Annotated in this window: 14 protein-coding genes and 1 pseudogene; all 15 read left to right on the top strand. The window is 38.3% G+C overall.

Features of this window, described 5'->3' with window-relative positions; translation table 11 throughout:
• Nucleotides 1-2,097, top strand: coding sequence for a phage tail sheath C-terminal domain-containing protein (locus M4I44_RS09635; RefSeq protein WP_017497869.1), 2,097 nt, complete (start codon nt 1-3; stop codon nt 2,095-2,097).
• 29 nt (nt 2,098-2,126) lie between these two features.
• The gene (locus M4I44_RS09630) at nt 2,127-2,555 is read left to right on the top strand and encodes a phage tail protein (protein ID WP_017497868.1); all 429 of its coding nucleotides are present in this window, start codon (nt 2,127-2,129) and stop codon (nt 2,553-2,555) included.
• Nucleotides 2,556-2,557: 2 nt separating this feature from the next.
• Nucleotides 2,558-3,004 (top strand): phage tail protein, encoded by a 447-nt coding sequence (locus tag M4I44_RS09625; RefSeq protein ID WP_017497867.1) that lies wholly within the window; start codon nt 2,558-2,560, stop codon nt 3,002-3,004.
• Nucleotides 3,005-3,006: 2 nt separating this feature from the next.
• Complete coding sequence (locus tag M4I44_RS09620; RefSeq protein WP_165607941.1) at nt 3,007-3,165, top strand: DUF5908 family protein; 159 nt, start codon at nt 3,007-3,009, stop codon at nt 3,163-3,165.
• A 2-nt stretch (nt 3,166-3,167) separates the two neighbouring features.
• The gene (locus tag M4I44_RS09615; protein WP_249967154.1) at nt 3,168-3,851 is read left to right on the top strand and encodes a LysM peptidoglycan-binding domain-containing protein; all 684 of its coding nucleotides are present in this window, start codon (nt 3,168-3,170) and stop codon (nt 3,849-3,851) included.
• Complete coding sequence (gene vgrG, locus M4I44_RS09610; RefSeq protein ID WP_249967153.1) at nt 3,851-5,596, top strand: type VI secretion system tip protein VgrG; 1,746 nt, start codon at nt 3,851-3,853, stop codon at nt 5,594-5,596. Before M4I44_RS09615 ends, vgrG begins: the two co-directional genes overlap by 1 nt.
• Nucleotides 5,597-5,600: 4 nt before the next feature.
• Nucleotides 5,601-5,891: a PAAR domain-containing protein gene (locus tag M4I44_RS09605; RefSeq protein WP_017497863.1), complete on the top strand. Its 291-nt coding sequence runs from the start codon at nt 5,601-5,603 to the stop codon at nt 5,889-5,891.
• A 2-nt stretch (nt 5,892-5,893) separates the two neighbouring features.
• Nucleotides 5,894-6,304 carry a GPW/gp25 family protein gene (locus M4I44_RS09600; RefSeq protein ID WP_070908779.1) on the top strand — a complete coding sequence of 137 codons (411 nt, stop codon included), beginning with the start codon at nt 5,894-5,896 and terminating at the stop codon, nt 6,302-6,304.
• Nucleotides 6,305-6,376: 72 nt separating this feature from the next.
• Nucleotides 6,377-9,715, top strand: coding sequence for a baseplate J/gp47 family protein (locus M4I44_RS09595; RefSeq protein ID WP_249967152.1), 3,339 nt, complete (start codon nt 6,377-6,379; stop codon nt 9,713-9,715).
• Entirely contained in the window at nt 9,703-12,405 is a 2,703-nt protein-coding gene (locus M4I44_RS09590) for a hypothetical protein (RefSeq protein WP_249967151.1), read from the top strand. The genes M4I44_RS09595 and M4I44_RS09590 overlap by 13 nt, the downstream gene beginning before the upstream one ends.
• Nucleotides 12,406-12,417: 12 nt before the next feature.
• A pseudogene (locus M4I44_RS09585) lies at nt 12,418-14,832 on the top strand (PKD domain-containing protein); the annotation flags it as partial.
• Between the two features lie 1,044 nt (nt 14,833-15,876).
• A complete protein-coding gene (locus M4I44_RS09580; RefSeq protein WP_249967149.1) occupies nt 15,877-17,694 on the top strand; it encodes a contractile injection system tape measure protein in 1,818 nt (605 codons plus the stop codon).
• A gap of 13 nt (nt 17,695-17,707) precedes the next feature.
• The gene (locus M4I44_RS09575) at nt 17,708-18,295 is read left to right on the top strand and encodes a hypothetical protein (protein WP_249967148.1); all 588 of its coding nucleotides are present in this window, start codon (nt 17,708-17,710) and stop codon (nt 18,293-18,295) included.
• Complete coding sequence (locus M4I44_RS09570) at nt 18,277-19,152, top strand: DUF6734 family protein (protein ID WP_017497856.1); 876 nt, start codon at nt 18,277-18,279, stop codon at nt 19,150-19,152. The genes M4I44_RS09575 and M4I44_RS09570 overlap by 19 nt, the downstream gene beginning before the upstream one ends.
• Before the next feature lie 78 nt (nt 19,153-19,230).
• Nucleotides 19,231-20,778, top strand: a complete 1,548-nt coding sequence (locus M4I44_RS09565) for a DUF4157 domain-containing protein (protein WP_249967147.1) — start codon at nt 19,231-19,233, stop codon at nt 20,776-20,778.
• Nucleotides 20,779-20,796 lie beyond the last annotated feature (18 nt).

The following is a 20,796-nucleotide window of genomic DNA, read 5'->3' as shown; positions in this document are numbered from 1 at the left end:
ATGGCAACAACTTACAAAACACCCGGGGTATATGTGGAGGAAATCGTAAAATTCCCTCCTTCTGTTGCCCAGGTAGAAACAGCAATTCCCGCTTTTATTGGCTATACTGAAAAAGCTACAAACAAGATTAATGGAGATTTGAAATTAAAGCCAACCCGAATAACCTCTCTCTTAGAGTACGAACGTTTTTTCGGCTTTGCAAAACCGGAAACAACCATTAGTGTTACCATCAATGATGTTTCTACTGATAATGGTGACGTTAGATCTATTATTGTAGATCAGCCTACTTCAAAGCAGCCCTTTTTGATGTATTATTCGCTGCAATTGTTTTTTGCAAATGGCGGAGGTCCTTGCTACATTGTTTCAGTAGGCCGTTATGGCAATGATTTAGACGATGCAGATTCTGCTGTTACTGCAATCAACAACAGTAATGCACTAAAAAGCGGATTAGCAGAAATCGAAAAAGTAGACGAACCGACTTTGTTATTGTTTCCGGACGCCACAAAAGTATCAGGAATCACGATTACGGATTACTATGGATTGTATAACGATGCGCTGACCCAATGCCAAAATCTTCAGGACAGATTTACGCTGATCGATACGCTGAATTATGATGAATCGAGCCCTACAGATACAAATATAGACGATTTACGAAATAAAGTAAGTTCTGAAAAAGATACGATTAAATACGGAGCAGCTTATTATCCACATTTAGAAACCATACTTGATTATGCTTTTGATGCAAGTAAAATTGTCTTAAAACACTATTCTTATACGGCAAAAGCCTATGATCAAATAGCTGCGGGATTAGTACCAATTGAAGATCCTGCTACCGGAATTACGGCTACGGTAACCAAATTGGTGAGTGAACCAGTAGCTGGCGATATTGCCGGACAAATTAGTGATCTGTTGTTACAGATGTACAGTGCCAATCCTACCGGTTTTGATTTAGGCGGAACCTTTGCGAGCAGCCCTGCCAAAAAAACGGCTTTCTTAAATAAACTGAACCCTTTACTGACTACTTTGGAAACTTTGTCCATATTAAAGAGTTCCTTAAACGATGAAGCCAATGCTGCCATCAGTACCATCTCAGACGAAGATCCGGGAATTGCAAACACCATCACGTCAAACCTGAATACTTTCAATTTAATTTTTACGGCTCCGGGTAAAATCGATGCTGTCTATAAAAATTTAAAAGCGTTAAAGAAAAAAATACAGGATGAAAACACAGATCCTAAACTGAAAAAAATTCTACTAACCGACACTTTAAATTTTGACACAGAATTAAAAAAACTGGTAACCTATACTCCACTGAATGCTCAAACGGGAATTACCGGACTGGTGAATAATTTTTCAGGTATTGCCGCTGCCCTTACCGCGCTTATAACCGCTATTAAATCAGTAAACGGAAAAGATTTAAATAATGGAGAATTAAACGGAAGAAAATTAAGTGCTCTGGAAGCAATTGACAACGCTACTTACAATAAAATCCTTACCGAAATTTACAACCTTCCTATAACACTTCCGCCAAGCTCTGCTATTGCAGGAATCTACGCCAGAGTTGACAAAGACAGAGGGGTTTGGAAAGCGCCTGCAAATGTAAGTCTGAACTATGTCATAAAACCTACTGTAAAAATTACCAACAACATTCAGGACGGTTTAAATGTTGATACTGTTGCCGGTAAATCAATCAATGCCATCAGAAGTTTCACCGGGAAAGGAACTTTGGTTTGGGGCTCCCGAACATTAGCCGGAAACGATAACGAATGGCGCTATGTACCGGTGAGACGTTTCTTTAATATGGCCGAAGAATCCATCAAAAAAGCGACCGAACAATTTGTATTTGAACCTAACGATGCCAACACCTGGATACGCGTGCGAGCCATGATAGAAAATTTCCTGATTCTGCAATGGAGAGCCGGAGCATTGGCCGGAGCTAAACCGGAACAGGCTTTTTATGTCAGAATCGGATTGGGGCAAACCATGTCGGCTATAGACATTCTCGAAGGCCGTTTAATTGTCGAAATTGGAATGGCAGTAGTTCGTCCGGCGGAATTTATCATACTTCGCTTCTCTCACAAAATGCAGGAATCTTAATTAAACACTAACATTAAAAAATATAGATCATGAGTTATCCGCTATCAAAGTTTCATTTCTCAGTTGACTGGGGTGGAACAAAAATAGGATTTACAGAAGTTTCGGGATTAGATGTCGAAACTGAGGTTATTGAATACCGTCACGGAGCAAGTCCTGAATACAGCAAGATCAAAATGCCGGGCATGCAGAAATTCTCCAACATCACACTGAAAAGAGGAACCTTTAAAAGTGATAATGAGTATTATGCCTGGTGGAATACGGTAAAACTAAACACCATAGAAAGAAGAGATATTACCATCAAGCTACTGGATGAAGAACACAATCCTGTGGCCATCTGGAAAGTAAAAAATGCATGGCCTACCAAAATTCAATCGACTGATTTAAAAGCCGACGGAAACGAAGTCGCTATCGAATCTATGGAATTGGTTCACGAAGGTTTATCGATCCAAAATGACTAATCATGGCTAATTATTATCCACCTGTCGGTTTTCACTTTTTAGTAGAATTTCAAGGTCTTGGTACGAAAGAAAAAGACCATCAGTTCCAATCGGTTTCCGGCTTGTCTGTTGATATCGAGACAGAAGAAATTGCCGAGGGTGGAGAAAACAGATTCAAACACAAACTCCCGGTAAAGACAAAATATCCAAACCTGACTTTAAAGAGAGGAATATTGATTGATTCTGATGTTATTGACTGGTGCAGAAAAGCTATTGAAAATTTTTCTTTTGAACCCGTGAATCTGACGGTCAAACTACTCAACCAGGAGCATCAACCTTTGGTTTCCTGGAATGTGGTTCACGCCTACCCTGTAAAATGGTCGGTTGAAGACTTTAATGCCGAAGAAAGCAAGCTCGTCGTCGAAAACATTGAGCTTACTTATAATTATTTCACCTTAATGAAAAGTTAGTTATGCCAATAGAAATAAAAGAGCTTCACATTAAAATAAATGTGAGCGAAGGATCGAAACCGGCTGCTTCTCCAAATTCTCCGAAAAGTAAAGGAGAAGAGCCCGTTGCCGAATGCGTAGATCAGGTAATGAAAATTATCGAACGTAAAAAAGAGCGTTAATCATGGCTGGAGAATTAGAAAAACTGAAAATCGTAGCTTATAGTGACCCGCAGTTTAATAATAAAATTGCCGACGGTAAGTTTTCTACGCTTATGAATCCGGAGAAATATACCTATCACTATAAAATTGAGACTGATGACACTCAGGCCTCCGGAACGAGTACGGTATCTCCTAAGTTCAACAAAAAACTACCGGAGAATCTGGAACTTGATTTTGTTTTCGACCGATCGGGAGTGATTAGCGGCTATAAAAGTTCGAGTAATGGCATTATAGACGACATTGAGAAATTTAAAAAGGTCATTCTGGATTACAACGGTGACGAACACAAACCCAACTATCTCATGATTTCATGGGGAACCTTGCTTTTTAAAGGGGCTCTAACCGAAATGGATATCGAATTCAAACTCTTTAATCCGGACGGAACTCCGATCAGAGCTATCGCAAAAGCGAAATTTCAGGGTTTTGTGGAAGACAACCTCAGAGCAGCCAGAGAAAATAATAAATCGCCGGATTTAACGCATTACAGAATTGTAAAAGAAGGCGATACTTTACCCTTGATGACCTATCATATTTACGGTGATTCTAAGTATTATCTCGAAGTTGCAAAAGTCAATAACATTATCAATTTCAGAAAATTAAAAACAGGGCAAAAACTATTTTTCCCACCCTTACAAAAACAATCCTGATGAACAACAGCGGAGTCATACAAACCAGTCAAAGTGCCGATTTAGTAACGTACAAAATTTTAATTGAAGGGGAAGAATTGTCTAAAACCTATCAGGTAAAAAGTATTGTAGTGCAAAATGAGGTGAACCGGATTCCTATGGCTCAAATTGTTCTCACAGACGGAGAAGCTTCTGAAAGAGATTTTAAACTGAGTAATGAGGATTTATTGATTCCGGGGAAAAAAATTGAAATCAATGCCGGTTATCACAATGATGAGGAGGCCATTTACAAAGGAATCATCATCAAGCATTCAATTAAAATAAAAAGCGGTGCTTCTTTGCTGATTATTGAATGTAAAGACGAAGCAGTAAAACTAACGATCGGCAGAAAGAGCAAGTATTTTTATGATGTAAAAGACAGTGATGCTTTTGAGGAAATTATAGGCACATACGGACTGGAAAAAGACGTTGAAGCTACTAATTTTAGTCATAAAGAACTGGTTCAGTACAATACTTCCGACTGGGATTTTATCGTTTCAAGAGCACAGGCTAACGGAAAACTTTGTTTTGTAGAGAACGGAAAAATCACCATCAGCAAACCCGATCTGAGTTCAGCAGCTGTCGAAACCATTACTTTCGGAGCAACTTTACTCGATTTTGATGCCGAAATTGATGCTCGAAATCAATTTGCCAAAGTGTCTTCGTACAGCTGGGATTATACCAATCAGGAATTAGTGGAAATTGAAGCCAGTGATCCCGGAGTAAGTCTCAATGGAAATTTATCGGCTTCTGATTTGTCCGAAACTATCGAGCTGGAAAATTTGGAACTGCGTCACGGTGGTGCCATTACCGAAACAGAATTGCAGGATTGGGCAGACGCCAAATTACTGTTTCAGCAATTATCCAAAGTTCGCGGAAGAGTGAAATTTCAAGGAATTCCTGCCGTTAAGCCCAACACCATCATTACACTGGAAGGCGTTGGCGACCGATTCAACGGAAGCGCTTACATCACGGGAGTTTTTCACGAACTAACAGAGGGAAACTGGACCATCGATGCTCAATTTGGATTAAATCCGGAGTGGTTCTCTGAAACCTATGACATTCACACACCAACAGGTTCCGGAATCATGCCGGCCATAAAAGGACTTCATGCCGGAATCGTCACACAACTGGAAGACGACCCCAATGGTGAAGACCGAATTCTGGTCAAAATTCCGATCATCAACAATGAAGAACAGGGTATTTGGTGTCGTGTTGCTTCGCCTGATGCAGGAGAAAACAGAGGTATTTTTTTCAGACCTGAAATAGAAGATGAAGTAATTATTGGTTTTGTCAACGAAGATCCAAACAACGCCATCGTTTTGGGCATGCTTCACAGCAGTGGAAAGCCTTCTCCGATTACAGCTTCAGACGATAATCACCAAAAAGGGATCGTAACCCGAAGTGAAATGAAGGTCATGTTTGATGACGAGAAAAAATCGATAGGAATTGAAACTCCGGCGGGCAAAAAAATAACACTCGACGAAGACCAGGGGGTAATTGTTATTGAAGATGAAAATTCGAATGTCATTACCATAGACAGTAATGGTATAAAAATGGAAAGTGCCGGAAACATTGAGATAGTCGCATCAGGTGACGTTAAAATTGAAGGAACTAACGTTTCCTTAAAAGCCAAAGCGCAGTTTAAAGCCGAAGGAAGTGCGGGAGCCGAAATGTCCTCAAGCGCAGTGGCTATTGTAAAAGGAAGTATCGTACAAATAAATTAAAATTATGGGAGCACCAGCCGCCAGAATTACAGATATGCATGTTTGCCCAATGGTTACCGGAACCGTTCCGCATGTGGGAGGGCCAATTTTACCTGCCGGTTCGCCAACCGTATTAATTGGCGGAGTTCCAGCCGCATGTGTTGGAGATATGGCTACCTGCACAGGACCTCCTGATACCATCGCCGCAGGTTCGGCAACCGTTTTAATTGGAGGAAAACCCGCAGCACGTATGGGGGATTCCACCGCACATGGAGGCACAATAGTAGCCGGATTAGCAACCGTTTTAATTGGTTAATTATGGAAACAGATCAAGCTTTTTTAGGAACCGGATGGAGTTTTCCTCCCGAATTTAAGAAAACAACCAGAGCTACTGTAATGATTTCTGATGAAGAAGACATTAAAAGCAGTCTGGAGATTCTACTGTCAACTAAAATAGGAGAACGTATTATGGTCCCTAAATACGGCTGTAATGTAGACGAACTTCTTTTTGAACCGTTAACCACAACCTTAAAAACGTATGTGTCTGAACTCATCAGAACCGCCATTTTATACCATGAACCGCGAATTGATGTGGAGAAAATCGACATCAGTCAGGGAGATGATTTAAATGGGGAATTGTTAGTGGCTTTAGATTACAGAATAAGAGCTACCAATTCCAGAACTAATATGGTATATCCTTTCTACAAACAAGAAGGAACTAATATTTAATACCGATTGTATATTCAATATAGTCCAATTGTATTGGACTAAAAGATAAGTAAAATTGATATAAAAAGCATTATGTGTAACAACAGCGACCATACCAACGATACCTTATTTAAAAGAAATGGCACAGATCAGGGCGACCGCATGAATAGTATTCTCGATCCCCACAATTTGGAACTCCATGACTTTGATAAGGAAGACTGGTTTCTTTTTACCTATAATTTTGCCAAACAGGTTAACTTTTTTGACACCACCAACAGCAAAAAAGCTTCCGGAAACTGGCAGGAAATTTTTGATCATTTTGGTTATTCGAAAAAAGACATTCCAAACAGAAAAGACAAAGATTATACGCTTCTGAAACAAAGTATTTCGGAAACACTTCGGGATATTGAATTCGAAGGCACGTTAACGCCTCACATGACCCTTTTTATCTGTTTCCTGAAATTATTGGAACTGTCTAAAGAGCGCTTTAATCAAATTACCAAAAAACATCTCGATTTCTTTTATAAGGATATTTTACAAATCGAAAAACTCGCTGCAAAACCGGATCAGGTACATGTTATTTTCGAGCTGGCTAAAAAAAGTACCGAAGAACGAATCGAAGCGCAAACACAATTGGATGCAGGAAAAGATGCTTTAGGCAACAAACTTATCTATAAAACAACCGAAGAATTAGTTGCCAACAAAGCTCAAATTACAGCGCTTAAGAGTGTTTATAATGATACTACCCTGGGGGAAATAAAATGCAGTCAGGTGGCCAACTCTCTTGATGGAAAGGGAGAAAGTCTTAAAGAAGGATCAAAGTACTGGTTGCCATTTGGATATACTTCTAATGAAGAAAAATATACTGAACTGGAAGCTGCCAGACTTGGCTTTACCATCGCTTCACCCTTATTGCAATTAAAAGAAGGTGAAAGAAATATTGATATTACTATTACTTTCAATGAAGCTTTTACTTTTGATACCGAACCATTTAAGGAACCCATTACCGTCAATGATCTTGTTGATAATATCAGCATTTTCTGCAGTGGTGAAAAAGAATGGCTTGGTCCTTTTAAACTTATAGGAACAGCTGCCACTTCAGGTATTGTGGAAAAGCAATTGCGATTGGTCTTTCAAATTTCAAAAGATACCCCCTCTGTTGTAAACTATAATCAAAAGAAATTAGGAGAACATTTCTCTACAACAGAACCTGTTATCCGATTCTTAATTCGTACAGAAGACAAAAAAGGACATTATTTATTTAGAAATCTGGTGACCAAAACCATCAGCAGCATCGGTGTTAAAGTAGACGTAAAAGATGTAAAATCACTATTACTGGAAAGCGATACCGGTTTACTAAATGCCGAAAAACCTTTCTATCCTTTTACCATGCAGCCTACCAGCGGCTCGTCATTTCTTATTGATTATCCGGAAATGTTTTCAAAAAAATGGAAGAATATCAACGTCTCTATAAAATGGAAAAACACCCCCAAATCTTTTAAAACGCATTATCAGGCCTACAAAAAGAAATATCAGGATACGACGATAAGCCAGACTCTTTTCTTTAATGGAATGTTTCTGAAAGAAATTATAAAAGACAAAGCCGTAAATCAGCCCGAAGACCCTCAGCCGAAAACAGATGCTGTTGCCATAAATATTCCGGAAAAAAGCAAATTAATTCTTAACACAGTCGACACTGATCTTATTGTAGACTCCGATGCTTATTTTAAAGGTAATGTATCTCTCTTAAATAAAGAAAACTGGGAAACCAAAATTACAGACACTACTTTGTTTACGCTAAAAGACGGGGTTTATGTAACTGAATTTCCTTTAGCAGGAGACGGTTACGACATTGACAAGAGCGGCCCGATTCGATTGACTCTAAACCAATCGTTGCTGCACTCTTTGTACCCAAAAATATATACGCTCGCCATTATGAGTAAAATTGCGGATACCCTGATTCCGAATGAAGCTTATACGCCATTTGTCGAAACCATTAGTTTAGATTACACGGCGGAGGAAACGGTCAATTTTACCCATCAAACCGAAGTCGAATACCAGGCAGAACGAATCCGATTATTTCATGAAGCTCCATTTGGACAGAGTGAAGAACATTCTTATTTGAAAAATGTTGCCAGACAAAAAGGAGTTTTGGATGCTAATAGCGCTCTTACAAGCCGTCTTGTTCCTGATTATTGCAAAGGAGGCGAATTTTACATCGGTCTCGAGGAAGCTGAAACTTTACAGCAGGTTGCTTTATTGGTTCAGATACTTGAAGGAAGCGAAAATCCACAGGTGGACTCTTTCGTTGGGAGACAAAAAATAGAATGGTTTATTCTTTGTGACAATCAATGGAAAAATATCGAGAATGAAATTTTAGCCAATTCTACCGATAATTTTTTAAAGTCGGGGATTCTGAAATTTGCGATTCCAAAACAAGCTACCAAAACAAACACCTTATTTCCGGACAACCTGATCTGGGTAAGAGGAAAAATGCATAAAGCTTATGATGCCGTCTGCAAAGTAATCGATATTAAAACACAAGTCGTTACAGCCGAATTTTACAACCACAATAACGAATTGTCTCATTTAGAAAAAGGATTGCCTGCTGAAACGATTTCTAAGCTCATTACCCGCATCACGCAGGTTAAAAGTGTCGCGCAGCCTTTTAATTCTTTTAACGGAAAAGCACAGGAATCAGACGAGACCTATTACAAACGGGTAAGTGAACGTCTTCGCCACAAAAACAGAGCAATAACGCTATGGGATTATGAGCATCTTATCCTTCAGGAGTTTCCGGAAGTTTTCAGAGTAAAATGCCTGAACCATACCAATAATGAAAAGGAATCCTTTCTTTCACCCGGAGATATTACTCTTATAGTGGTCCCGGATATTATAAACAAAAATGTATTTGATCTTTATGAGCCGAGAGTAAATACGGCTACCTTAAATAAAATTCGAAATTACATCAGCAATCTCAACAGTATGCATGTCGAAGTCGCTGTAATTAATCCGGAATACGAGAAGGTGATCATCAAACTCAATGTGCGGTTTTATGCCCAGTACGATGAGAACTTTTATAAAAAACAGCTCAATGAAGATATCACCAAATTCTTGTCGCCGTGGGCATTTGACACCACTCAGGACATCCTTTTTGGGATTGAATTACACAGAAGCACCATCATTGACTATATCGAAAAATTATACTATGTCGATTATTTAGCAGAGTTAGAAATGGCAAAACTCAAAGACAATACCGAATCCGAAAATCCGAACGATATTACTTATCAGGCAACACTGGATTTCTTGCCGGTACTGTCACCGTCTAATCCAAAACGCATACTGGTATCGGTAAAAAATCATATCATTTCTACAAAAATCAACAGTTGTAAAGAACCTAATTTCCAATCCGAAGAGTCATGTCAATACTAAATCCACATAATACAATTCCTAAAAAGGTTGCGACCGAAGATGACCTGGATTTTTTCTATCTCAGAAAAAAAGGCATTGAGTATATCGAACAGCTGGGTGGCAAATTATGGACTGATTTTAATTCGCATGATCCCGGTATCACGATGCTGGAAATGCTTTGTTATGCTATAACCGATCTTGGCATGAGAACTGATTTGCCGATCGAAAACCTCCTTGCTTCTGACATAAAAGAAAAAGATATTCCCAACCAGTTTTTTAAGGCTTCGGAAGTATTGACTACAAGTCCCGTAACTGCACTGGATTACAGAAAACTGTTTATCGATATTGACGGAGTTAAAAACTGTTGGCCGGCCAAACACTACAAAACCGTTTACGTGAATTGTAAAGACGAGCAATTATCTTATAATTATCAGGATTTTAGCGAACTCCCAAGCCGCCTTAAAAAACAATTTCAGCTCAAAGGTTTATACGATCTTTATGTTGATTTTGAGAGCAATAAACTTTCTGACATTAACAGCGTCAAAGACCTCATCAGAAAAAAATTCCATGCCAACAGAAACCTGTGTGAAGATCTGATTAACATTATAAAAGTCGATGAATATCCTATAAAAATATGTGCCAGTATTGAGATCGATACTCAAGCCGACGAAGAAATGGTTCATGCCCTGGTGTTAACCGCATTGGATGGTTATTTATCGACCACCGTTAATTTTTATTCGGTTAAGCAAATGCTCGATAAGGGATACACCTCCTTAGAAATTTTTGACGGACCGGTTTTGGAACATGGTTTTATTGATACCAAAGAATTAATCGAAGCCGAACTGACCAGTGAGGTACGATTATCGGATATTATCAAACTGATCATGAATGTGCCCGGAGTGCTGACCATCAAAGATATTTCTCTTGGAAATTGCGGCGATGATGAAGCGGTGGCGAATCAGTGGCTGCTTTGCCTCAAAGAATACCAAAAACCGGTAATCTGTAATAAAAGTGTTTTCAACTACAATAAAGGCGTACTACCTCTGAACATCAATAAAACTCAGGTGGATCTTTATTTAAAGGAAATTAATGACGTAAAAGATAAAGCTACCGATTATTCCAGCAAACACAAAGAACTGAAAATACCAAAAGGCACTTATTTAAACCCAAACAGCTATACCACCATACAAAACGATTTTCCGGATACGTACGGAATCGGAGAAGTCGGTTTACCGTCAGGAGCCACAGTCGCCCGACAATCGCAGGCCAAACAGCTTAAAGCCTATCTTTTATTCTTCGATCAGATTCTGGCCAGTTATTTTAAACATTTGGGAAAAGTCAACGAGATACTTTCGGTAAGCGGCAATCTCACTAAAACATTTTTTACCCAGGCAGTAAAAGACATTAAAGGCTTTAGCGAACTGGTAAAGGACTATCCTGAAAACAATGATGATTATCTGACCGAAATTCTTTTTAAGGAACTGGACAACAATATTGAAAGACGAAATTCTATTCTGGACCATCTTTTAGGGCGCTTTGCAGAACGTTTCTCTGAGTATGTTTTCATTAACAAAAGTATCTATGGAAGTGCTACGGATGAAGTGGTGCTGAAAAACAAAGAAGACTTTTTGAAAGATTATAAAATCGTCAGCAAAAACCGCGGCAGTTCTTTTAACTATTACCGACAGCCCAACAGCAATCTGTGGGATACTGATAATGTCTCTGGGGTAAAAAAGAGAATTGCAAGGCTTTTGGGGGTTAAAAACTACAACAGAAGACATCTTTCGGATTCCTTTGTTGATCTCTACCATTTTATTGATTCAGACAATCAACTGGTATACCGATGGAGAATCAGGGATGATAAAAACAAAATCGTACTCTCTGCCACAACAGAGTATTACGACACCTCTATTGCCAATCGGGAAATGTATTTTGCTATTTTACAAATCATTCAAACCCGCGAATACAATGTCGAAGAGGCTTTTAAAAAAGGCATCACAGATCCGCAGGTCATCGATAACATCCAGATACACCGGTCTCCTTCCGGAAAGTATTCGTATGACATCATTAATCCGTTAATTACGGATGTGAACAATAAGGACCGTATCATTGCCAAAAGGTACACTTACTACAGTTCTTTGGCTAAAGTGAAGCAGTCTATTCTTGATTTGATTCATTTTATGAAAGAAGTGTTTACCGAGGAAGGTTTATTTATTGTCGAACACATGATGCTTCGCCCGGATGTGAACCAGACTATTGTGGATTCGGCAACATTTTTACCGATCTGTACTGATGAGTGTAAGAGCTGTGAGCCTTTGGACCCTTACTCCTATCGCGTAAGTATTATTCTGCCCGGATATACTTTGCGTTTTGCCAACATCGATTTCAGAAATTATATCGAAAAAGTAATTAAGGAGGAATTACCGGCGCATGTGCTGGCAAAAATCTGCTGGATCGGGCATCGGAAAAATGAAATTCAAAATCCGGCAGAAAACGAACTTTTGCGGTTTGAGAACTCTTACAAGGATTATTTATTTGCCAAAACCTTATTGAATCAAAATCAGCCGGAAACAGACCTGATAAAGCTTATCACCTCTCTATCGAACCTCAGCAATTTATATCCTACAGGAAGATTATTTGACTGCAACGACGAAAACGAAAATCAATTCGAGAAAATAATACTGGGAAAAACAAATTTAGGATCACTATAAATACCATTCAAAATGTTAGTAAAACTTTCAACCATAACAACGCTGTACCGAAGATTCACTAAAAATCAGGTACTAACAGAAGGACATCTTAACGAGATTGTAGATTATTTTGATGATCAGGATCGTATTTCCAGAATTGGTCTTAGTGGTGTCGGCATCATTTGCGGATTTAAGGTTTCATACAGCCCCGTTTCAAAAGACATTACCATAACACAAGGCAGCGGTATCACAACCGACGGTGATCTTATACAGTTGTACAAGTCTACTCCAAACGGTGGAAAAATTATTGATTTTGAAAGTAAACAATACACGCATTATAAAGTATACGACAACAAAAAAGCGGCTTACAAACCTTATTTTTACGATGGTTCAAAACAGCTTGATATCTTCGAACTTTTAACTGCCGAGCAGCAGCTTACCGAAAGTGCCAATACTTATCCGATACATTATCTTAAAAAAAATACCGGATTAGAGGTAACGGATGCTGTCGTTCTTTTGTATATCGAATCATATGAAAAAGATTCCGATCTCTGTGTCAGTCTCTCCTGCGACAATCAGGGACTGGAAATCATCGGCAATCACAAAGCCTTATTGGTAAGCAAAACCGTTGCGGCGCAGATAAACACTCATGATAAGATCATTAGCAAAATCAAATTCTCTAACCTGTATTACAAACTTCCGGAACTGGTTTCTAACCGCATTGTATTACAACCCGAAGATTTTAGCAGTTATTATGAAATCAAAAGAAAATTCACCAATGGTCTGTTCCGAAACAATGTAGTGGCCAGACTGCAAGACGGTTTTGAGATCCTATTGACCCCATTAAAAATGCCAACTATATTGGATTCTATAAAAAAGAATCTGGCTTCTCTGTACAGTTTTGATGAAAAAAATGTCCCTCCTGATTTTCAGTATCGATACGATCTGCTCAACGATTTAATTGATACTTACAATGAGATCAGACTTTTATTGTCCAATATGGACTATGATTTTTGCTTTCCGGACATCAAATCATTTCCCAAACACTTAATGCTGGGAGAAGTGCAAAAAAGCGGCCCTTGTTTTGAATACCGACATTCTTTTTACAAATCACCGCTGCTCACGGGACAGAACCTTAGTACCTGTAACGATTGTCTGCCTTTTGACACGCTTAACGAACCTGGCAAGAAAGACACCATTAACGAATTTATTGTTGATTTAGAAGGTAAAGAAATTACAATCTGTTATGGGAAAAATACAGATTTACAGCAATTGTACAGTCTGATAAAACGCTGCGTACAATTATTAGCGAATTACAATGTAAACTATACTTATATCAAAATCACTCCTAGTTTTGAATTGGGTTCGCTTGGTAAAAAAGCAATTCCATTTTACAATAACGTGGGCGATCATCTTATTGAGCTTTGGGATTACGAAAAAACCACTATCGGACAACAACGCAATAACAGAAGTTATCACGATAACTTATTGAATACAAAATGGCCTAACGAAATGGTCTCAGATCACAACTTCTACAGAATCGAAGGCCATCAGGGTACAGACTATAAAAAAGCACTAAAAACGATTCAGGCCATCAGACGTCAGTACGGTTTAGGATTCAATGTTGTTGTACTTGGAGTAAAAGCCCATGACGCAAAAAAAATAGTTGAAAATTATACCTCCTACTATCTGAACAAAAATCACGGATACGAGCACAAATCAGGTGTGGCACCGGGCGGCACATTTGTCATGATTTATATTGAAGGAGAGTACAGTCAATATCCTTATTATTACGGCTATGGTTATCCGTACGAATATCCGCGAGGAAATTCTCTCGCAGGTGATTTTGAAAAAGAAGGCGATAAAAAAGAACCCGGAGAATCTATCGTGCTAAATCCCGTAATAGCCGATTTTACCTTGCCATATTTATGCTGCGATGATAATTTCATCACCCTGTCTTTACCTGTAAACCATATCTGCTTTGATGAAACAACCCCTTACTTCCCCTTTCACGTAACACCAACCGGAGGTTTTGTAAAAGCCGATGTAGACGAAGATTTGAATGGCGGAGTAACCAAAAATCAGTATGGAGAATTTGTTTTTGATCCAAAATTGGTCAGTGAAGAACTCATCGGAAAACCGATAACTTTTACGGTGAATAATTTTGAAACCAACTGCCAAATAACCATTTTCAGAAAACCAAAATTTGATTTCACTTTTGTCTTCCCGAAATCACTTAATAAGGATGGAGTTGTGGTTGATTTTAGTATTAGCGGTGAGAATCAAAAAGACATGAAATATGTTTGGGATTTTGGTGATGGCAGTGAACCTGTTGCCACTACTGAAGCAAAAATTCAACATATTTATGCCTATGAGGTACCCGCCAAAGAAAGCTATAGTTTTCAGGTAAAAGTTACAGGTGAAAACGGAAACTGTAATGCTCAGGCACAGCATCCGGTGACTTTTGAAGTGCCTGTAGTGGTAGGTATCGACAGCCGAAATATCTGCAGAAACGACCTTAAACCGCATATTTTAACTATTGAACCAAATAGCAAAAAAACGGTCTTATCAGGCCCGGGAGTTTCCCAGAATGATGCCGGTCAATACATTTTTATCGGCAATAATGTTCCTAAAGATGTAGATCAGGTGGTTATACTAATAAACGGTAAACCTTCGAACCTTACCATTATAATGCAAAATCCGCCTGTAGCTTTGTTTAGCTACGCAATCAGAAATAATCAGATTGCCTTTAGCAACAAATCCACGGATGCTCTAAAATACATCTGGAACATCGAAGAAGAGGTAATCGAAACCGATGCTACAGAAGCCATCATACGACCAACTTCGCTATACAAAAACGACGTGATCAAAGTATCTCTTACAGCATTGAATAAAAGATGCGACGAATCTGTCGACGGTCCGAGAGATATCCGAATTCGTGAAAAACCGACTGAAAACCCCTGTCTGACTAATGCAGTAGAATTCGTCAAAAAAACGAACCTGACTTTTGAAAAAATCAACCAACAGCCTGAATTACAAAAATTCAGTAAAGAGACTCTTTCGCTGATTACTGAAATTCAGAAACAATTTGCAAGTGTTGAAAAAGAAACCAGTACTTATATCAATGGAGATTTTAATACTGCATTACCCGAGATGTATAATGAGCTTGTATACCACAATTTATTACTGGCCGCAAGAAATGCAAGAATGGAAGAGGAAAAAACGGTACTGAGTTTCCTTACCGAAAGTCATATCTCGCTTTTCTATACCATCATAAAATGTCAGCCCGCAGAACTCATAAATAAATTCGAGAAACCATTTACAACCATTACGGCACGTATAGACAGCTTGTTACAAGGTTTTGTAAAAAATCAGTATAAGACCGATCCTAAAGGAACCTTAAAAGCTTTCTTAACCGATCAGAAGATTCCGTTTAAAGACATCAAATTTATTCTGGAAGCCATCGAATCACAACTAAAAAGTTTAAACTAAGTGCAGCACCTTGGAAGCCATATTATCAACAAGCTGTTTCTGGAGGTCAATACCCAATCTAAAGAGAAGGCGTATTACCTCAAAGATCATCTGGATACGTTTCTAAAAGAAGAACTCCTTCCTCTTTTAGAAGCCTATTTTGATACGCTCCATACCCAAATACCGCTGTACAGTATTCAGATCGAAAAATTAGACCTGAACCTTTCTGTCGCTTCTGAACTTAATTTTAATGCCCTAAAGCTGGAAATTTTAAATCAGATTCAAAAACAGATTGACGATCAGATTCAAAAAGGTTTTCCCGATACGGAGCGTTACAAATTAATGAACCGCGAAGAAAAAAACAGTGATGAATTCTTCATTTTTCTGGAAACAGGAACCAGTCCCTGGTGGGTGATTACCAGTAACAATAACTATGGTAACGGCAATGGTAAGAGCAATGTTAATGGTAATACTCTCCTTGGTCCGGAAGAGGACCCTCAATTACAAAAAAATATTGGAGACAAAACTTTCGGTTCAAAATTGCGAAATGCATTGAAAAACTCCCAAATCAGAACCCGTTTCATCAAACAATTATCAGACGCACAGATTTATGATATCCTTAAAAAAACACTTCTTTTAGCCGCTGATGATAAAGAAACAGCTACCAAAATAATTGAGAAGATCCATCGCAATATGCGCAAACTTGTTTCGAAATCGAAACAGGGCTTAAATCAGCGCAATTTAATTTGGGAAATCGTATTTTCGGAATTATTACAGCATGATGAGGCTCTGACAAAAGAAAAATTAGTGCAGCTAATTGCTTCTTTTGTTTCTATAACTCAGGAAAACCTGAAAATCATATTGGAACAAATCAGGCAAAATGTATCCGATAAATCAGTACTCTCCGTACTAAGCAATCTTGCTCCCGAAATAGACGCTATAAAAACTCTTTCTGAACAAATCGCTTCCGAAATTCTTCCGGAAAGCGCTAAAGAAGAATTCTTAAAATTAAAATTTTCAGAAACTGACAGATCTCCTGAAGTTGCTAACGAACCTCAACCTGATACTAAAATGGAAGTTCAAAATAGGGAAGCTCGAGATTTAGAATCTGGAAATAAGGAAAAGGAAAAAATTCATAAAGTTGGTGATCCTGATAAAAAGAAGAAAACCGAAGAAAATCGAAATCCTTCTTCAAAATCCCCGGAAACCGATGCTAAAGAAACAGCAGAAATCAATGCTCTTTTGAATCGTAACAAGGAAATCGAAGGTAAAAATGAAGAAACCAAAGATCTGGAAGACTGGCATTCGGCATTATTCCCTGCTGACGGAGCAACTTCGAATGTTCCTTCTTCACACTATGTAAACAATGCGGGACTAATACTGGTGCATCCTTTTTTGAAACATCTTTTCGGAAATTGCGGTTTACTCCGTAAAGACCATACGATAAACGATCCCGAAACTGCCGCCCATCTGCTACATTATATCGCGACAGACCGGGAGCAGGATTACGAATCTCAAATGCTGTTCGAAAAAGTGTTGTGCAACATCCCCATAAACCGACCTATAAACCGAAACATTATACTCTCGGAAGAGTTAAAAGATCAAGGCAAAGAAATGCTGCAAGCCGTTTTAGACAACTGGCCGATTATGAAAAATTCTTCTATAGCCCTATTACAAAATGAGTATTTACAAAGACCCGGCAAAATAATTCTTAGCGAAGACAACCCCAAAGTCATTGTCGAAAGAAAAACACAGGACATTTTGTTAGATAAAATTAACTGGAATCTGGGAATTGTAAAACTCGCATGGAAAGACAAGATCATTTTTGTGGACTGGTAATACGATATAAAACATGGAAACCGAAAAAAACACATTTCTAAAAGAGGATGAACAAAATATTTTCTACGAGCAAAAACAAGCTCTCAAAAATATTTTTAAGAACCTCGATATTACAAAGATTGCCTTTGTAGGCGGAATTGCGGATTACATTAACCTCCGTGCTTATTATGATATGCCCATAAATGATATTGATATTATTTATGAAAATGAAGACGATTTATCACTCATTAAAGAAAATGAAGTGATCACCCGTTTTTTCAACCGCTTTTATGATCTGGAGGGAGAAGTTTTGGTTTCAGAATACCAGATCAACGATAAAAATGTCCATACAGATTATTACAAAAGAGATTTCTCTAAAATAGGCTTGACACAGTCCTATTTATTAGGCGAAATGGTATGGCACGCCACCTTTGATGAAATGAAAACATTTCATAATGATCAGATTCCGAAATTGACCTCAGAAGCAACAGGTGAAAAATACGAATGGAAAAGACTCTATAAACACAGTAAAAAAGCTTCGTTATACAACAACGTCTGCTATCTGGATGAAAAACAACAGCTGCAAACCTTAAGCGATATTTTATGGAAGAACCAAGAATAATATACAGCCTGAACGCTTTTCCTCTAATCAATAATCGTTGGCAAATGGGCAATAAACTTAAGGAAACCGTTTACATGACCGCTCTGAGTATTTTGTACAGTCATCTTTGGTACAAGGACATTGAGCTTTATGCAGACGAAACTGCCTATAATTTTTTGTATATGCTGCCCTGCAGAATCACAAAAATGGATCAGGAACACAATAAAGAATTGTGGATGAAATCAAAAATTCATGCCATCGAAAAACAAACCAAACCATTTGTTCACCTCGATACGGATGTATTTATAAAAAAGAAAATCAATTTCAATTTCGACTCCATTATTCTCGAACGCAGAGAATGCGGTTATGAAGCGCACTATAAAAAGCAAATCGATTTTTTTAACCAATACACACAAAATTTACCTTACTGGCATCCTGATTTAGGACTTTCCTACAGCTGTGGCATACTGGGATTTAATGACCTCACACTGCGCGATAAATTTATAAATGCCTATTATGATCTGGAAAAAATCTATACCACAAACCGTAAGGAATTTGAACCATTAAAGCAACAAGGTTTTGAGCCTTGTATTGTTATAGAACAATACAATCTGGCTTCTGTATTAGACTATAACAATATTACGCCTACCCTGCTTCTTAAAGGAAAAAATATAACAGAACAAAGTAAATATGCCAGTGAAATAAGCTACAGTCATCTCTTTGGTATTAAAAAGTACAAAAAAGACATTACGGAAGAAATTGAATATCGATTGTTTAAAATATTTCCATACTGGTACGCACAAATAAAGATCGAACTGGAAAAACATCAGATCATACCAAAAGAAGAAATCAGCTCTCCAACGATGCTCGCATCGTAGCACCCTTTATTCCGGAAAATTGATCCCGTAAAGGGTAAAGAAATATTTTTTTATTTCAAATAACAAAACAATGAAGTGATGAGAACGCTAGAAAATAAAAAGCCAATTGCTCAATCCTCCTCTTCTGCTTTTTTTGGACCTAAAATCCAGAAAAAACTGAAAACCGGAACAGTCGGTGACCAGTTTGAGGTTGAGGCAGACCGGGTTGCCGATAAAGTAGTGAATAATAATTCGTCCGGAGGAAGTCTTCTGCAGTCGAAAGAAAACGTACAGCAAAAACCAATTGCAGAGACCATCTCTTCTGTTCAGAGTAAGGAAATCAAACAAGAGGAACCTGTACAGAAAAAATCCGATAAGAAAGAAGAAGAAAAACCAGTACAAAAGAAATCGGATAAGAAAGAGGAAGAGAAACCTGTTCAGAAAAAATCTGACAAGAAGGAAGAAGAAAAGCCAGTTCAGAAGAAATCAGATAAAAAAGAAGAGGAAAAGCCAGTACAGAAGAAATCCGACAAGAAGGAAGAAGAAAAACCGGTACAAAAGAAATGTGCCGATTGTGAAAACGAAGAAAAAGTACAGTCTAAAGAGCAAAAAGAAGAAGACAAGGCTGTACAAAAGAAAGAACAAAATCCCAATGCCGAAATCGAGAATAACGAACTTGAAGGAAAACTGAACCACTCAAAAGGTGGTGGAAACGACTTAGACAAAAAAACCAAAAAAGAAATGGAATCCGGTTTTGGTGCGGATTTCAGTGATGTAAAAATTCACACTGATACTAATGCTGTCCAAATGAGTCAGGAATTGGGAGCTCAGGCTTTCACCAACGGCAACGATGTCTATTTTAACAAAGGAAAATACAACCCCGATTCCCGGGAAGGAAAACATTTGCTGGCACATGAATTAACCCATACCATTCAGCAAACCGGAGCTGTACAAAAATCCGTCGATCCTTCTGCAACTGCAGCTGAAGATTTAGAATCTCCTCGGTTTAAAGGAGATTACAAGTTAGAGCAAACACACGATGATTTAGATTATCTCGCTACCGGATGTAAGGGAGAACCTGTACAAAAAGTACAATCGGGTTTAATGGATTTAGGTTATCAGCTTCCTAAATTCGGTGCTGATGGTGATTTTGGCAGTGAAACACGAGCAGCTGTATTTAAATTTCAATCCGATAATGGTCTGAGCTACGATGGAGTTGTTGGCGTACAAACCATTGGCCGTTTAGATGATATTTATGTTGGAAAAGGCTCAGGCCCGGGCAAAGACAAAAAGAAAAAACCACCAAAGAAAAAAGACAAAAAGACCTGCGATATAACGAATATATTTCATTTCTCCTCAGATCCAGTTCATATTGAAACATTAGAAACAGATGGTGCTTGTAAATCGTTTTCTATCTCATTAACAACGACAAGAAATAAAAGTGAGAACCCCTGTTCAAGTTACAGCGTCGAAATTACTGATTCCGCAGGGACAAGTTTAATGAAACCAACTTCGTTCAAAATTGGTGGTACAGTTCCGATTAATTTCACCGCCCCAACTGCAGGCAAGTTCAGGATGATCATTGGAACTCCGGCTTCCTGTGGAGAGAATGCTTTTAAAGGTGTGGGATCAAAACACAGACATTAATAAAATCAAGTACCGTTA

This window comes from Flavobacterium sp. B183 (assembly GCF_023539155.1).
In the GTDB taxonomy this organism is placed as follows: Bacteria; Bacteroidota; Bacteroidia; order Flavobacteriales; family Flavobacteriaceae; genus Flavobacterium; species Flavobacterium tructae.
Note: the sequence above shows the minus strand (reverse complement) of the source record. Positions and strands in the feature narration are given on the sequence as shown.

What these genes read in the sequence shown, in the direction of transcription:
- M4I44_RS09575 (WP_249967148.1), top strand. Translation starts at nt 17,708, where the DNA reads ATGGAAACCGAAAAAAACACATTTCTAAAAGAGGATGAACAAAATATT.
- M4I44_RS09595 (WP_249967152.1), top strand. Translation starts at nt 6,377, where the DNA reads ATGTGTAACAACAGCGACCATACCAACGATACCTTATTTAAAAGAAAT.
- M4I44_RS09600 (WP_070908779.1), top strand. Translation starts at nt 5,894, where the DNA reads ATGGAAACAGATCAAGCTTTTTTAGGAACCGGATGGAGTTTTCCTCCC.
- M4I44_RS09620 (WP_165607941.1), top strand. Translation starts at nt 3,007, where the DNA reads ATGCCAATAGAAATAAAAGAGCTTCACATTAAAATAAATGTGAGCGAA.
- M4I44_RS09615 (WP_249967154.1), top strand. Translation starts at nt 3,168, where the DNA reads ATGGCTGGAGAATTAGAAAAACTGAAAATCGTAGCTTATAGTGACCCG.
- M4I44_RS09630 (WP_017497868.1), top strand. Translation starts at nt 2,127, where the DNA reads ATGAGTTATCCGCTATCAAAGTTTCATTTCTCAGTTGACTGGGGTGGA.
- M4I44_RS09565 (WP_249967147.1), top strand. Translation starts at nt 19,231, where the DNA reads ATGAGAACGCTAGAAAATAAAAAGCCAATTGCTCAATCCTCCTCTTCT.
- M4I44_RS09570 (WP_017497856.1), top strand. Translation starts at nt 18,277, where the DNA reads ATGGAAGAACCAAGAATAATATACAGCCTGAACGCTTTTCCTCTAATC.
- vgrG (WP_249967153.1), top strand. Translation starts at nt 3,851, where the DNA reads ATGAACAACAGCGGAGTCATACAAACCAGTCAAAGTGCCGATTTAGTA.
- M4I44_RS09635 (WP_017497869.1), top strand. Translation starts at nt 1, where the DNA reads ATGGCAACAACTTACAAAACACCCGGGGTATATGTGGAGGAAATCGTA.
- M4I44_RS09625 (WP_017497867.1), top strand. Translation starts at nt 2,558, where the DNA reads ATGGCTAATTATTATCCACCTGTCGGTTTTCACTTTTTAGTAGAATTT.
- M4I44_RS09605 (WP_017497863.1), top strand. Translation starts at nt 5,601, where the DNA reads ATGGGAGCACCAGCCGCCAGAATTACAGATATGCATGTTTGCCCAATG.
- M4I44_RS09590 (WP_249967151.1), top strand. Translation starts at nt 9,703, where the DNA reads ATGTCAATACTAAATCCACATAATACAATTCCTAAAAAGGTTGCGACC.